Below are 15676 nucleotides of genomic sequence, written 5' to 3'. Positions count from 1 at the left end.
ATATATATATATTAAAATGAAGGATGGGGAAGACAACTTGAAAAAGACGGCTACTGCACTTGCGATGAGTTTACTCACCGCTGCAATCCTATCACCTAGTTATGGTTATGCTGCTTCTAGCTTGGATGAAATTGATAATCAAATCAAACAACTCGAGGAACAATCGGAGTCAGCTAAAGCAAAACAGGAAGCGGCTGCGAAGAAAAAAGAAGAAGCAGAACATAACAAGCAAAAAACGGAAGATTATTTGAATAAAATAATTGAACAGATTAATATTGTAAGTAATGAACTCATCAACATTTCTTATAAGATCGAGTTAACAGAGGAAAATTTACGACTTACCAAAAAAGAGCTGAAAGAAGCAGAAGAACGGATTGCAGCCCGTGAGGAATTGCTAGAATCGCGTGTGCGTTTGATGTATACCGATGGTTCGGTATCCTACCTTGATGTATTACTCTCATCTACTAGTTTTGCAGATTTTCTTCAACGTGCAGATTCACTCAAGATGATTGTCGATCAAGATCAGAATCTACTAGAAGAACATAAGAAAGACAAAGAATTGGTTGTTCAGAAGAAGCAAGAGCTTGAAGAACAATACGAAGAACATAAGCAGTTATACGCAGATAAAAAAGAACGCAAAGCAGAACTTGATGCGAAGGAAGAAGAGAAGCAGCAGCTTATCGCCCAGTATGATGGAGAGATCGAATCTCAGGTAGAGCTGAGTGAAGAACAAGATCATATGTTGGTTGAGATTGCTAGCAAACGTTCAGCTTTGCTCCAGGAGAAGAATGAACTGAAGGCAGAACAGGCTGCGGCAGCAGCGAAAGCTAAAGCAGCAGCAGAAGAAGCAGCTCGAAAAAAAGCACAGCAAAAAGTCTCTTCTTCCAGTTCTAGCTCGAGTTCAAGCTCCAGCTCAAGTTCCAGTTCCAGCAGTTCTTCGAGCAGTAGCTCCAGCAGCACTTCTAGCAGCAGTGGGATTTTAGCAACTCCCGTATCAGGAGCCTATATTTCATCAGGTTATGGTCCTCGGGTTCACCCGATTACCGGTGTAGTAGGTAAGATGCATGCTGGAGTCGACTTTGCAGCGCCAGAAGGCACGACGATTATGGCCGCAGAGAGTGGCGTAGTTCTTGTTGCTGAATGGACAAGCGGTTATGGTAACACGGTCATTGTTGATCATGGAGATGGTCTTTGGACGTTATATGGACATATTCGTAATGGTGGAATCAAGGTAAAAGAAGGCGACAGTGTAACACGCGGTCAAAAAATAGCAGAAGTCGGATCAACAGGTAATTCAACAGGGAATCACTTGCACTTTGAAGTACGGGTGAACGGTAGTCATACCAATCCAATGAATTATTTGTAAAATTCGGCATACTTAGGGCATATTCCGTACAAGCTTATCATATACTCTTGCTGGTAGATCAGGGTGAATTGTAAGTCAGACGGAATAGAAAGGGCGGTGACGCTCATGATGAAGAAGCGTTCTGCTTTCATGCTGGTTATCATTGGCCTACTAGGCGGGTGTTTGCTGACACTGGCATTTGTAAACTTTCAATCTCTGAATAGTCAGGGTGGAGAAGGTTTACTTGCGAGTGTAACCGGAAGCAGTCAGAAGAATGATCTTTCGAAAATCGAAACAACGCTCGATTTAATTGAAGAAAACTACTATCAGGATATTGATCGTACCGAACTGATTGATGGTGCGATTAACGGAATGATGGAGGCGCTCGGTGATCCTTATTCCAGTTACATGGGACAGGAGACAGCAGCACAGTTTGAAGAATCGATTGAAGGATCCTTTACAGGAATTGGTGCTGAGGTTTCCTCTCAGGATGGAAATGTCATCGTAGTCTCACCAATTAAAGGATCGCCGGCAGAAAAAGCAGGTATTCAGTCCAAGGACGTCATTTTATCGGTAAATGGAGAATCTCTTCAGGGACTTGACCTAAATGAGGCCGTCAATAAAATTCGTGGTCCAAAGGGCAGCGAAGCCAAGGTCTCTGTTCAGCGGGCAGGTTCCACTGATCCACTCGAATTTACGATTGTAAGAGATGACATCGACCTGGAAACGGTTTACGCAGAAATGCAGGAAGATGGGGTTGGTATTATTACGATTACCCAATTTTCACTGAATACCGCAGAACGTTTTGAAGAAGAGTTAGCCAAGCTCGAAGCCCAGAATATGAAAGGCCTTATCATTGACGTAAGGAACAACCCTGGTGGTGTATTATCTGTCGTCATTGATATTGCAGAACAATTTGTTCCATCAGGCGAGCTCATCGTTCAGGTAGAAGATAAGAACGGCAAACGTGAGAAGAATGAGTCTAAGGGTTCTGCGAAACCTTACCCTGTAAGTCTACTTATGAATAAGGGTAGTGCGAGTGCTTCCGAGATTTTGGCGGGTGCTTTGCAACAATCCGCAGGAGCAACCCTGCTCGGAGAGAACTCTTTTGGTAAGGGAACAGTTCAGACAAGTTTTGAACGTCAGCTTGGCGATGGAAGCCTAGTGAAGATTACGATAGCAAAATGGCTTACCCCGAATGGAGATTGGATTCATGAGAAAGGGATCGAGCCTGATCTTACGGTCAGTCAGCCTGAATACTTCTCGGTAGCTCCGATTACCAAGGATAACTTACCGCTTAAACTTGATTCGAACAGCACGGATGTGAAGAATGCACAAACGATGCTGGAGGGACTTGGATTCAAGACAGACCGTAAAGATGGATATTTCGATGCTAAGACACAAGCTGCGGTTAAGGCATTCCAGGCTTCCAAAGGACTTACAGCCAGCGGCATCTTAGATGAGAAAACGGCAGGAGCACTGGAAGCAGCGCTCATTGAGAAAATCAGTGATCCACAGTATGATACTCAGCTTAAAAAAGCCGTATCTGAAATGAAGAAGGAAATAACTTCAGGTGCGTCGAATTAATACAAGAAAAACAAGGGTGAACATGTAACGTTCAGAATAGTTTTTCTTAACTGAAATCAGAAATGCAGATAGTTGAATAACTGTCTGATTTCAAGAAGAAGGCTGCTGTTCAGCCTTCTTTTTTTATTGGATTTATGAGTAAACAATTTTATAATACCTTTAGTTGAATCAATTGCATAAAAAAGGAGCGTGAACCTATTTGAATGAAGTCATCTCATGGCTTTGGCTGATATTGGATGCAGTAATCGACCTGCTAAGCCAGCCATTTTATTATATTGCCATTGTAATTATCGCTCTGTGGTTTCGCAGGCAAGGGATGCTGGAACGAAAATTAATGCATGTACGTCTTAACGCTTGGCCGTTATTAACGACTCGGACAGTGATTACCGGCGTAATGCTCGGAGTAATCGTCTCTATTCTATATGTATTCCTGGGAATTCAGCTTTCAATTCAAGGTGTAGTGCTAATCTGGGTAACCTCTTTCGTTCTCATGTTATTCCGTGTGCGTTATTTGAATGCGGTGTATGCGATAAGTATTCTTGGACTCATCCAGTGGATCTTAGGGTTCTTTGAGCAGTGGCAGCCGAGTGGCTTTATGGGGAGTATCATTCTTGAGATTGAGCAGCTCACTATCCCTTCCCTTCTTGTATTGTGTGCGGTGCTCCATCTGATGCATGCTATAGTCATTCGCTTGCAGCGGGGACAAGCTGCATCTCCGGTTTATTTTGAGGGGAAACGTGGGAAATTGGTTGGGGGTTATCAGCTGCAGTACTTAACTCCGATTCCACTAATGTTGCTTGTTCCTGCTGGTTTAGGAACTGGAGCCGATCTTCCTTGGAATCCTGTATTCTTACAAGGATCAGGAGAGTATCTATTATTCGGACTTCCGCTGCTTATCGGTTTTGGTGAGATGACGAAAAGCATGCTTCCAGAAGAGAAGGTTTCCCTAACCTCAAAGCGTATGCTTTTATATGGCGCTGTACTGCTTATTCTGGGACTGTTGTCGATGTGGTGGAGCCCAGCTACTATTGTTGCGGTACTATTCGCGTTTCTTGGGCATGAAGCACTTAGTTGGATTAGTTCTTACGAAGAGGAGAATCGAAGCCCGATTTATGTTCATCCAAAGCAAGGCTTACAGATTCTAGCGGTTCTTCCGGGAAGCCCGGCAGACGAACTTGGATTTATGCCTGGTGAAGTTATCTATAAAGTGAATGGGCACATTGTCCATTCAGAGGCAGATTTACATCGTTGTCTTCGGATGAACGCGGCTTTTTGCAAGCTGGAAATACGGAATATTAACGGGGAAAGTAAATTTCTGCAGCGTGCTCTCTACGAGGGCGAACATCATCAACTTGGTGCATTACTAGCTCCTGATCCAGATACGGGTTCAGCAATTAAGGAGCGTCCTGCATCAATCTATCAGATATTTGGTATGAAGCTTCAGATACAGCATAAGGTAGATCCGAACGAAGGATTTGCAGATGCTTTTCGGCAAGACAGCTAATCGTCATCATCAGCCATCATAATAAGATGATTTAATAAGTGAAAGACCTCCAAATCTGCGTAGTACAGATTGGAGGTCTTTTTTGCTTAAAGTAACAGGTAACTCATGAAAGGAACTGCCTTATTCCTGAAGTTGCCGTAGCACGGTGATTTCAACTCGGCGGTTCTTTTGTCTGCCTTCTTTTGTGCTATTGTCCTCGGCAGGGCGAGTATCGGCATAGCCTGCATACTGGAAATGATCCGACTCCAGGTCTTCCTCATCCATAAAATAACGTAATACGGACAGGGCTCTTGCACCGGATAATTCCCAGTTATCTTTATAGGTGGAACTATTAACGATGGGCATGTTATCCGTATGTCCTTCAATCGAAATATTCATGCCTAAATCTCTGAACAAGCTGGCTAACTGGTGTAGTACTGGAGAAGATCCGTCCATCAGTCTAGCATTACCGCTGCGAAATAAAAAACGTTCACTCAGCGTAATCGATATGCCTTGGGGCTTGTCCTCTACAAAAATCAGTTCTGTCAGATTGTGATCTTCTATGTATCCCTCAATCTGGCTGAGTAATTGCTGGAGTTCTTTCTCTTGAGCTCGAAAAGCTGCTTCATGAGCAGATTCTGTTTTCTCAGATTCAGGGTTTTCGTTTTTATTATCATCAGACTGCATTGCATCGCCGCCTGGATTCTGTTGTTCAGGAGAAGGCTTGTCTCCTGTAATCCCTTCATTGCCTTCTAAAATATGATTTGAATTTTGGAATGTAGTTTGCAGCGAGCTCGTAATATCTTCGTATTTATTGGCATCGAGTCTGCTCATTGCATATAACATGATGAAGAAAATGAGTAAAAGAGTGATCAGGTCTGCATAAGTAATCATCCAGCGGTCATGGGAAGCGGCAGAGTTACTTGCTCGTGCCTGTCTTGTTCGTATGAGGCGACTTCGTCTATTCCGCTGTCTCATGAGTTTTTTCCTTTCTGTTCATTTCTGGGAACTTATGTTTTAGGGCATAAGTTTCGAGTTTTTTACGAACAAGTAAAGCATTCTCCCCATTTTGAACAGATAATACGCCTTCTAAGAGCATTTCCAAAGTAGAGGTCTCTTCTTCGCTTTTTGCTCTGATTTTTGAAGCGATCGGCAGAAAGATAAGATTGGCACTTGCGACGCCATATAAAGTAGCGATAAAAGCAACAGCAATGGATGGACCGAGCTCAGTAGGATCTGTCAGACTTCCAAGAACCTGAACCAATCCCATTACGGTTCCGATGATTCCCATCGTTGGAGCATAGGCACCAGCAGATTCAAAAATTTTGGCATAATGATCATGCTTCTGTTCTTTGGCATCAATTTCGAGCTCCATGATTTGCTGGACCACCGGTTGGTCAGTTCCGTCAACGACCATTTGGATTCCATTTTTCAAAAAATCATTAGAGTGTTCCATTACTTTATGTTCAAGGGCGAGAACCCCTTCTCTTCTGGCAAGCATCGACATTTCCACAATGTCATCTATCCACTCGCTTGCTTCATTATTAGACTTGCGAAATGCCATACGCAAAGCCGCAGGTATCGTCCGAATACGATACATCGGGTAACTAATCAGAATAGCTGCTATGGTTCCTCCGAACACAATAAGTGCGGCTGTAAACTGAAATAATCCTGTAATTTGCCCTCCTTCCCATAAAAAACCTCCGATAATGGCGACTGCTCCGGCAATTAGACCGATTAGGGTCGCGATATCCATGAATGATTTCGCCTCCTTGACGTTACTTACATTTGCATCCATGATATGAACCGAGTATAATAAACGGGAACAAATATTCCTATTCAAAGAATATTTCCGATACCAGTTTTCTCGGCAAATATCGACATAAATGTAAGATCTATTTTAGACGATGAGGGTGAGGTTGGGCAATGAGTGATATAGTCATGAGTGATAAGACGTTTCAACTCGAGTCGGAATTTCAGCCCCAGGGAGATCAGCCTGCAGCAATTGAAGAGCTGGTCGCAGGTGTGCGTGCAGGCAAGAGGCACCAGACTTTGCTTGGTGCTACGGGTACGGGTAAGACGTTTACGATTGCTCAGACCATAGCAAAACTGAACAGACCGACGCTTGTTATTGCACATAACAAGACGCTTGCAGCACAGCTGGCAAGTGAGTTTAAAGAGTTTTTCCCGAGTAACTCGGTGGATTACTTTGTAAGTTACTACGATTACTATCAACCAGAAGCATATATTCCTTCTTCCGATACGTATATCGAGAAGGATTCTAGTATAAATGAAGAAATAGATAAACTAAGACACTCGGCTACGAGTTCTTTGTTTGAACGACGGGATGTCATCATCGTAGCAAGTGTATCCTGTATATATGGTCTCGGTTCTCCGATGGAGTATTCGAATTTACTATTATCTCTTCGGGTAGGGATGGAGAAGCCGCGTAATGAGATTTTGGCTCGGCTTGTAGATATTCAGTACCAACGGAACGATCTTAATTTTGTACGTGGTACTTTTCGTGTTCGTGGGGATGTAGTTGAGATTTTCCCTGCCTCCAAAGATCAGCATGCGATTCGTGTTGAACTGTTTGGAGATGAGATCGAACGGATTACAGAGATTGATGTGCTTACCGGTGAACTCATTGGTGAACGAGAACATATCGCCATCTTCCCAGCATCTCACTTTGTTACGCATGAGGATACGATGAAGGTTGCGCTCGTCAATATAGAACGTGAACTGGAAGAACGTCTTGCTGTGCTCAAAGAGCAAGGGAAACTTCTCGAAGCACAACGTCTTGAACAGCGTACACGTTATGATATAGAGATGATGAAAGAAGTGGGCTTCTGTTCTGGAATTGAGAACTATTCAGGACCGTTAACTTTCCGGGAAAGAGGAGCGACACCTTATACGCTGCTCGATTATTTTCCGGATGATATGTTAATCGTTGTCGATGAGTCTCATGTAACACTTCCGCAGATTCGCGCTATGTATAATGGTGACCAAGCTAGAAAAACAGTCTTAGTAGAGCATGGGTTCCGGTTACCTTCTGCACTCGATAATCGACCGCTCAAGTTTGAAGAGTTCGAAGAAAAGGCAAAACAGATTATTTATGTATCTGCAACGCCAGGACCTTATGAACTAGAGCATACTGAAGGTGAAATGGTTCAACAGATCATTCGTCCAACAGGGCTCCTTGATCCAATTATTGAAGTTAGACCAACCAAAGGACAGATTGACGATCTCATTAATGAGATTCGTGACCGGGTTGAGAAGGATGAAAGAGTACTTGTTACCACGCTGACGAAGAAGATGTCAGAGGATCTCACCGATTACTTCAAAGAAGTAGGAATTAAGGTGAGATACATGCACTCCGATATCAAGACACTGGAGCGGATGGCTATTCTCAGGGATCTGAGGCTAGGTACATTCCATGTACTTATTGGGATTAACTTGCTGAGAGAGGGTCTTGATTTACCTGAGGTTTCTCTCGTCGCAATCCTTGATGCAGACAAAGAAGGGTTCCTTCGTTCGGAGCGTTCACTTATCCAGACGATCGGCCGAGCCGCACGTAACAGCGAGGGCCGAGTTATTATGTACGGTGACCGTATTACTGATTCAATGGATAAAGCGATCAAAGAAACGGAACGCCGGCGGGTTACACAAATCGCTTATAATGAGAAGCATGGAATCACACCTCAGACGATACGTAAAAAAATACGTGAAGTGATTGAAGCAACGAAAGTTGCTGAATCGAAGAGTGATTACCTGGTTAGCGGCGCAGAGAAAATGTCGAAGCGCGAGCGCCAGTCACTCATTCAGCGTCTAGAGGCAGAAATGAAAGATGCAGCTAAGAATCTACAGTTTGAGCGAGCCGCAGAACTTCGTGATGCGCTACTCGAATTGAAGGCAGAATAATAATGAAGAGAACGGCCTTGTGGTCGTTCTCTTCTTCAAGAGTACATATAGAGTTTGATCTTTATGTACTCTTCTTTGTTTTCTTATAAAATTATATCGCTTGAAAATAAAGTTCACAGGCTATACTTGTAGATATACTGTTTAAATAATATAAATGAGGACCGAGCCCAAAGGGCAATGGTCCGCTGCTGGAGCAGCGAAGCCTCCAGCTACAGTCCCTTAAAGGACCGAGCCCAAAGGGCAATGGTCCGCCGCTGGAGAAGCAAAGCGGCCTCCAGCCACAGTTCTTTCAAGGACCGAGCCCAAAGGGCAATGGTCCGCCGCTGGAGAAGCAAAGCGGCCTCCAGCCACAGTCCCTTCAAGGACCGAGCCCAGAGGGCAATGGTCCGCTGCTGGAGAAGCAAAGCGACCTCCAGTTACAGTCCCTTCAAGGACCGAGCCCAGAGGGCAATGGTCCGCCGCTGGAGAAGCAAAGCGACCTCCAGCCACAGTCCCTTCAAGGACCGAGCCCAGAGGGCAATGGTCCGCCGCTGGAGAAGCGAAGCCTCCAGCAATCAGCGACTGCAAGCATCCCTGACATATAACACTCCGATGGGAGTGTTATATGTCAGGGGGATGCGCCCCCATTATACCAAAGTAGCACTATAACAACGCCAACCTACCCCATACCGCCAGTTTGGGAGTCCAGAGGGAAGTCCTCTGGGGTCCTCCCTGTCAGGGAGGATTTAGGTGGGTGAAGTTCCCCTAAGGAGATGAGCATGTGGCAAGCGAGAACATTGTAATTAAAGGCGCTAGAGCGCATAACCTGAAAAATATAGATGTCACCATTCCACGTGACAAGTTTATCGTACTAACCGGACTTAGCGGTTCGGGTAAATCTTCACTTGCTTTTGATACCATCTATGCGGAAGGACAGCGCCGGTATGTAGAGTCGTTGTCTGCTTATGCTCGTCAATTTCTTGGGCAGATGGAAAAACCGGATTTAGATTCTATTGAAGGTTTATCTCCTGCGATCTCTATCGATCAGAAAACAACGAGTAGAAACCCTCGTTCTACGGTAGGTACTGTAACGGAGATTTACGACTATCTACGTCTCCTTTTTGCAAGGATTGGTCATCCGCATTGTCCAGACCACGGGGTTGAGATTACCTCTCAAACAGTGGAGCAAATGGTTGACCGGATTATGAATTATCCGGAGAAAACCAGACTTCAAATTTTGGCACCTGTTATTTCGGGCCGTAAAGGTGAACACAAGAATATTTTAGCGGACATATCAAAACAAGGTTTTGTTCGTGTAAGAATTGATGGAGAGATGAGAGATCTCTCGGAAACGATTGAACTAGAGAAAAACAAAAAGCATACCATTGAAGTGGTTGTAGACCGAATTGTTGTAAAAGAGGATGTACAAGCCCGGCTTGCAGATTCGATAGAAACGGCTCTCAAAATTTCTGGCGGCCAATTGTTGGTCGATATTATTGGACAGGAAGAGCTTCGTTTCAGTTCGAATTTTGCCTGCCCGATTTGTGGTTTCAGTATGGAAGAGTTGTCACCACGGATGTTCTCGTTTAACAGTCCGTTTGGTGCTTGCCCAGACTGTGATGGACTCGGAGTCAAAATGATTGTTGACCCGGAACTGCTCGTTCCTGATCCAAGTAAAACCATTGAAAAGGGAGCTTTTGATGCCTGGGCGGGAGGAACGTCCAATTATTATCCACAGTTCTTACGCTCTGTATGTGAGCATTATAAGATCCCTATGGATATTCCAGTCAGCGAGCTTCCCGCTGATCAAATGAACAAGTTGCTGCATGGAACGAATGGAGAGAAGATTCGCTTCCGTTATGAGAATGATTTTGGTCAACGAAAAGATGCCCATGTGGCTTTTGAAGGCATTATTCCAAACCTGGAACGCCGTTATCGGGATACAGCCTCTGAAGGGGTTCGGGAGTTTATAGAAGGATACATGAGTGCAAAGCCTTGTGGAACATGTAAGGGCCATCGGCTCAAGAAAGAAATTTTGGCCGTCACAATTAACGATCACAACATGGCTTACGTTACGGAACTCTCGATTGGAGAGGCAGTGAACTTTTTTAACTCATTAACATTGTCTGAGAAAGAACAATCCATTGCTAAGCTGATTCTAAAAGAAATCAATAGCCGCCTCGGCTTCCTTGTCAATGTAGGTCTCGACTACCTGACGATGAGTCGTGCAGCGGGAACTTTGTCCGGCGGAGAAGCGCAGCGGATTCGTCTTGCGACTCAGATTGGTTCAAGTCTCATGGGCGTATTATATATTCTTGATGAGCCGAGCATTGGTCTGCACCAAAGAGATAATGATCGCCTCATTTCTACACTTGCTCATATGCGTGACCTTGGTAATACGCTCATCGTTGTAGAACATGATGAAGACACCATGATGGCAGCCGACCATATTATTGATATTGGCCCAGGTGCCGGAATTCATGGTGGACAAGTGATGTCTCAAGGGACACCGCAAGAAATTATGGAGGATCCTAACTCTCTGACAGGCAGTTATTTGAGTGGACGCAAGTTCATTCCAGTACCAGCAGAGAGACGCAAAGGCGATGATCGCTTTCTAGAGATCCGCGGTGCGAAGGAGAATAACCTGAAAAACATTAATGTGAAAATACCACTTGGTGTATTTACGGCGGTTACAGGTGTATCCGGTTCTGGTAAGTCTACACTTGTTAATGAAATTCTGTATAAGACACTTGCGCGCGATCTGAATCGGGCTAAGGTGCGTCCAGGTCAACACAAAGAAATTCGCGGACTAGAACATATTGATAAAGTCATTGATATTGACCAGTCACCGATTGGACGTACACCGCGTTCGAACCCTGCAACGTATACCGGTGTATTTGATGATATCCGTGATCTGTTCTCCCAGACCAATGAAGCAAAACTTCGCGGGTATAAAAAGGGCCGGTTTAGTTTTAACATTAAAGGTGGACGCTGTGAGGCTTGCCGTGGGGACGGGATTATTAAGATTGAAATGCACTTCTTGCCAGATGTTTACGTCCCATGTGAAGTATGTAAAGGGAAACGATACAATCGGGAGACGCTGGAAGTAAAATATAAATCGAAGAACATCTCTGAAGTGCTTGAAATGACAGTGGAAGATGCAACAGAGTTCTTCCAAAACATTCCGAAAATCCATCGGAAGATGCAAACCCTCATGGATGTAGGTCTTGGTTATGTTAAGCTGGGTCAACCAGCAACCACCTTGTCTGGAGGAGAGGCGCAGCGCGTGAAGCTTGCTTCCGAACTCTACCGGCGCAGTACGGGAAAAACAATGTACATTTTGGATGAACCTACAACAGGACTTCATGTCGATGATATTGATCGCTTGTTGAAAGTGTTGCAACGTCTTGTGGATTCTGGAGAGTCGGTCCTTGTGATCGAGCATAACCTGGATGTAATCAAGACCGTTGACCACATTATTGATCTGGGTCCTGAGGGAGGAAGCGGTGGAGGAACACTGCTGGGTACAGGAACTCCTGAAGAGATCGTGAATATCAAAGTATCGTATACAGGGAAATACCTTAAACCGGTTCTTGAACGGGATACAGAGCGCAGTAAAAAGCTTGAACTTCATCACACGTAAATAATAGGAGCTAGCAGGAAAGACTTTCGTCTTTCCTGCTTTTTTATGCAATCAGAAGACAGGGAGCGAGCAGACAAAATAGAAAACTGGATTATTTTGAATTATTTGGATGAAAAGACTTGCGTAACCTGGATTATGAAGATAACATATAAGAAGGTGTAAACGCTTGTACGGTGTACGATAATCGAACTAGAGGAGGTGCATTTATGCTGTTAGCAGAAGCTGCAAGTGCAACTACGAAATTCAATGGTTTTGATATTTTTGTCATCTTGTTTACTATCATTATATTTATTGGCTTGGTTCGTTTGGTAAAAGCACCTAAGAAAAATTTGTTTGCCATTGGATTTACGATCGTCAGCCTGCTTGTCTTTTTGATTACAGATTATGCCATGATTAAACATTGGCTTAGTTAACTAAATTAAGCCTTATTATTTCAAGAACACTTTCCGTTGAATTATAAGGAAGGTGTTTTTTATTCCCATATTTTAAATAGAATCCAGTAATTCAGCAGTTTCATAGAAGGATAGATTTCTGATTTACCATACATATAGAACTAGAGATCGATAGAGAAATAAGTGAAGGGAGAGAGGAACAGGTGATAGAATTGAAACCCGTATACAGATCAGCTGGCATGGCTGCAGCAGCATGCCTATTGGCATCCACCTTTGTATTTACAACAGAAGTAAACGCGGCGAGCGTATCGTTCGATGCGAAGCAAGAAGGTGGCCAAATATATATTAATTCGAAAGAAGTTCTCGCCAAAATAGGCGGTACTGGCAAATACGATAGCAAAACAGGAAAGTACATATATACAGCGAAGGATCAGGTGCCAGATGTCATTGATAACGTATCCCCTTCCGTTGTGGGAATTATAGGTCGTTCTGAAGACGGCGGAGAGACAGGGGGATCTGAACGTTATAACCTAGCTCATGGGACAGGCGTAATTATTAAGTCCAACGGATGGATTGTAACCAACGCTCACGTGATCGATGGACTGACAGAAGCGGTAGTCGTTACGTCAGACGGGAAGTCTTATAAGATTGTCAAAAGCTACAGTGATCCTGTAAGTGACATCGCTATGATTAAAATCAATGCTAAATCGTTAAAAGCAGCCAAATTCATAAGTTCTTCAGAGCAGACTCGTGTAGGAGAAACGGTTATTGCAATTGGAACTCCGGTATCTTTTTCGCTGCGAAATTCGGCTACGGTTGGAGTAGTAAGCGGGTTAAACCGAGCAGTAAATGGATCGTACCGACTTATTCAAAGTGACACAGCGATTAATCCAGGAAACAGCGGCGGTCCGCTCGTGAATCTAAAAGGCGAAGTGGTAGGCATCAATTCTATGAAATTTGCAGCTTTAGGCGTAGAGAATACAGGCTTCTCTATACCAGCGGAAACGGTAAATTATGTAATTAAACATTATTTCACGTATGGAGAGGTTAGACGTGCCAGCTTGGGAGTAGAACTCGAGGAAAGCTGGTCTGCTATAGTGGGCCTCCCGACAGAAGATCCGCTTACGATTACAAGTGTTCTCACCAAGGAAGCGAAGAAAGCAGGAATCAAAGAGGGGGATGAACTCTACAGTATTGCCGGTAAACGTGTTACTTCGGTTGTCGACATTAACGAACTGCTCAAAAGTTATCTACCTGGTCAAAAAGTGAAGCTGCTCATGCAGTCGGGCGGAGATATTGTGTCAAGGCAGGTCGTTCTTACCCAAGGTGAAACGGAAGTATATAACGAAGAAGAGGAATCTGATTTTTAACCGAAGAATGGAGAGAAGATAGATTGAATAATTCAAGATCGGCACAGATCGTGGCTACCTTTTTGCTTACAGGGATGCTTGCTTTTGGCGGAGCTGTTCCTATGCTGGCTGAAGCCAATCATATGGATGAGCTTAGAGTAAAAGTAGGTAGCACGGTTGCGGCTATAAATGGAGAGAAACAGAGCATTAACAAACCCTATATTCAAAAAGGGACGATGATGGTGCCACTGGGCGTTTTTAAAAAGACGTTCAACAGCCAAATAAAGCTGAGTGGTAATGATGTCGTTAAAATTATGGATGGACCACATACCGTAGCGTTAACTATTGGCAGCTCTACAGCCTGGATCGATGGTAAGAAGGTAGAGATGAGCGCTGCTCCGGAAATGAAACAAGGGGTACTAATGGTGCCGCTGCGTCCTGTTGCGCAAGGTCTTGGAGCGAGTATTCAGAAGAACCCGAACGGTGAGCTTGTTGTTCGTCTCAAAGGAAATGATAATGAGGATGCCGATCACGAACAATCAGAAGATGGGATTGACGCTGATGTAGGTAAAACGAAAATAGGAAACAGTTACTATGGATGGTCTATGAATTACCCAACTGGACTTGTTGTCGGCAGTTCTTATGATGGAAGTGAAGATTATATCAACTTTATGGATGCCGAAGGTGCCTATTATTTTGAAATTCTTGTGAATGCGGAAGAAGTGAAGCTTGATGCAGACGATATGCTGCAGCAGTTGGTTCAGGAAGCCAAAAGCATGGGTGAGACGGTAATGGACCGCGAAGCTTACCCAAACGCACCTACTCCTTATGCCCGCATCGTTACAAAGGATACAGAAGGTACATTCTGGGAAGTTAGACAATACTATGATAATGGGCGCTTATATGAAATATATTTTTCAGATAACGAAGCAAGCAACTATAAAGATCTTCAAAAATATGCCCCATTGCTTAACTCATTTAAAACATCATTTAACACGTCAGATCGTTCAGTAAAAGATTTATCGACGGTAGAAGACGGGATGACAACAGCCTATAATCAGGATTATGGTATCGGACTCACAGTGCCTGCGGAGTGGAGTAAGGATAATCAAAACATGGTGTATGAGAGTAAAAAGGGAACCCATCTTTCTTTGCAAGTGACTTCTGCTCCGCAAGGTGCTTCGGTCAAAGATTGGAGTAATCAGCTGGCGAAGTGGATGAAAGATGTGTTTGTTACCGATGCTTACCGTGAGATGGATTCCTATACAGCGAAAGTGGCAGGGAAAGATGCGCAAATTAACAAGTTTGAGTACAATTTCGGAGATGGATGGACGACTGAATATAACGTGCTGATTCAGGAAAACGGATATCGATACTATCTAGAATACGCAGTTCCTGAAAAAGCAGGAGAAGAAATGGAACGGTTTGATTCGATCTTGAAGTCTCTTGAGATTGATTTTGAAACCGTAACAGAAAATTTCGGACGATTAGGTGAAGATCCTTATTTAATTGATAAATCCAAATCGGTAACACGCTCTTCCAAAAAATACGGATACTCACTAGATATCCCGCGCTTCTGGACACCACTTCAAGACCAGTACGAGAGATCTAAAATATCTTATCAATTCACGGGTGGATATTTTTCTATTCAGACAAACGAAGAGATCTCAGTGGAACTGGCTGTAAGTCAGATGAAGGAATCCTATGAAGAGGCAGGGAAAAGCCGGAAGGATTTTCGCTTAGTGGGAACCGAAAGCATCACCTTTGCAGGACAACCCGCCACATCCTTTACCTATCATGAGGTAGAGAATGGAGTGCCACACCAAGGGAAACAAATTTTGTTTGAACATAAAGGAATCACGTATACCATAACAAGCGTCATTAATGATGCCAATCGTACAGAGGTACAAAAGAGTGCGCTGGATCATGCACTGGAATCATTCTCTTTTAACGAATAAAAATCTGGGATTTCGTAAG

The 15676-nt window shown here is 43.8% G+C and carries 10 protein-coding genes; 8 read left to right on the top strand and 2 right to left on the bottom strand.

The genetic code is table 11. From position 1 onward, the window contains the following. The first annotated feature begins 37 nt into the window (after positions 1–37). From H9647_RS12660 to H9647_RS12650, 3 genes are all read left to right on the top strand, one after another. The gene (locus H9647_RS12660; protein ID WP_191800811.1) at positions 38–1366 is read left to right on the top strand and encodes a murein hydrolase activator EnvC family protein; all 1329 of its coding nucleotides are present in this window, start codon (positions 38–40) and stop codon (positions 1364–1366) included. Between the two features lie 105 nt (positions 1367–1471). Beyond that, complete coding sequence (locus tag H9647_RS12655; protein WP_191800438.1) at positions 1472–2932, top strand: S41 family peptidase; 1461 nt, start codon at positions 1472–1474, stop codon at positions 2930–2932. A gap of 199 nt (positions 2933–3131) precedes the next feature. Beyond that, entirely contained in the window at positions 3132–4436 is a 1305-nt protein-coding gene (locus tag H9647_RS12650) for a PDZ domain-containing protein (protein WP_191800436.1), read from the top strand. Positions 4437–4556: 120 nt separating this feature from the next. Here the strand turns inward: H9647_RS12650 and H9647_RS12645 are convergent, their stop codons facing one another. Both H9647_RS12645 and H9647_RS12640 read right to left on the bottom strand, forming a co-directional pair. After that, positions 4557–5393 (bottom strand): flagellar motor protein MotB, encoded by an 837-nt coding sequence (locus tag H9647_RS12645; protein ID WP_191800434.1) that lies wholly within the window; start codon positions 5391–5393, stop codon positions 4557–4559. Then, positions 5377–6171, bottom strand: coding sequence for a flagellar motor protein (locus tag H9647_RS12640; RefSeq protein ID WP_191800432.1), 795 nt, complete (start codon positions 6169–6171; stop codon positions 5377–5379). Before H9647_RS12640 ends, H9647_RS12645 begins: the two co-directional genes overlap by 17 nt. Before the next feature lie 170 nt (positions 6172–6341). Between H9647_RS12640 and uvrB the strand changes: the two genes are divergently transcribed. From uvrB to H9647_RS12615, 5 genes are all read left to right on the top strand, one after another. Then, positions 6342–8336, top strand: coding sequence for an excinuclease ABC subunit UvrB (uvrB, locus tag H9647_RS12635; RefSeq protein ID WP_191800430.1), 1995 nt, complete (start codon positions 6342–6344; stop codon positions 8334–8336). 760 nt (positions 8337–9096) lie between these two features. Continuing rightward, positions 9097–11958: an excinuclease ABC subunit UvrA gene (gene uvrA / locus H9647_RS12630; protein WP_191800428.1), complete on the top strand. Its 2862-nt coding sequence runs from the start codon at positions 9097–9099 to the stop codon at positions 11956–11958. 206 nt (positions 11959–12164) lie between these two features. Continuing rightward, positions 12165–12371, top strand: a complete 207-nt coding sequence (locus H9647_RS12625; RefSeq protein WP_191800426.1) for a hypothetical protein — start codon at positions 12165–12167, stop codon at positions 12369–12371. Positions 12372–12589: 218 nt separating this feature from the next. Beyond that, positions 12590–13720 (top strand): S1C family serine protease, encoded by a 1131-nt coding sequence (locus H9647_RS12620; protein WP_191800809.1) that lies wholly within the window; start codon positions 12590–12592, stop codon positions 13718–13720. A gap of 23 nt (positions 13721–13743) precedes the next feature. Continuing rightward, positions 13744–15657: a stalk domain-containing protein gene (locus H9647_RS12615; RefSeq protein ID WP_191800424.1), complete on the top strand. Its 1914-nt coding sequence runs from the start codon at positions 13744–13746 to the stop codon at positions 15655–15657. Positions 15658–15676: the final 19 nt, after the last annotated feature.

This window comes from Paenibacillus gallinarum (assembly GCF_014836635.1).
GTDB classification, from domain to species: Bacteria; Bacillota; Bacilli; order Paenibacillales; family Paenibacillaceae; genus Paenibacillus; species Paenibacillus gallinarum.
This window is presented reverse-complemented; position numbering and strand designations above follow the sequence as displayed.

Coding starts and splice junctions, on each gene's coding strand:
- H9647_RS12655 (WP_191800438.1), top strand. CDS start 1,472: ATGATGAAGAAGCGTTCTGCTTTCATGCTGGTTATCATTGGCCTACTA.
- H9647_RS12645 (WP_191800434.1), bottom strand. CDS start 5,393: ATGAGACAGCGGAATAGACGAAGTCGCCTCATACGAACAAGACAGGCA.
- H9647_RS12640 (WP_191800432.1), bottom strand. CDS start 6,171: ATGGATATCGCGACCCTAATCGGTCTAATTGCCGGAGCAGTCGCCATT.
- uvrB (WP_191800430.1), top strand. CDS start 6,342: ATGAGTGATATAGTCATGAGTGATAAGACGTTTCAACTCGAGTCGGAA.
- H9647_RS12625 (WP_191800426.1), top strand. CDS start 12,165: ATGCTGTTAGCAGAAGCTGCAAGTGCAACTACGAAATTCAATGGTTTT.
- H9647_RS12620 (WP_191800809.1), top strand. CDS start 12,590: ATGGCTGCAGCAGCATGCCTATTGGCATCCACCTTTGTATTTACAACA.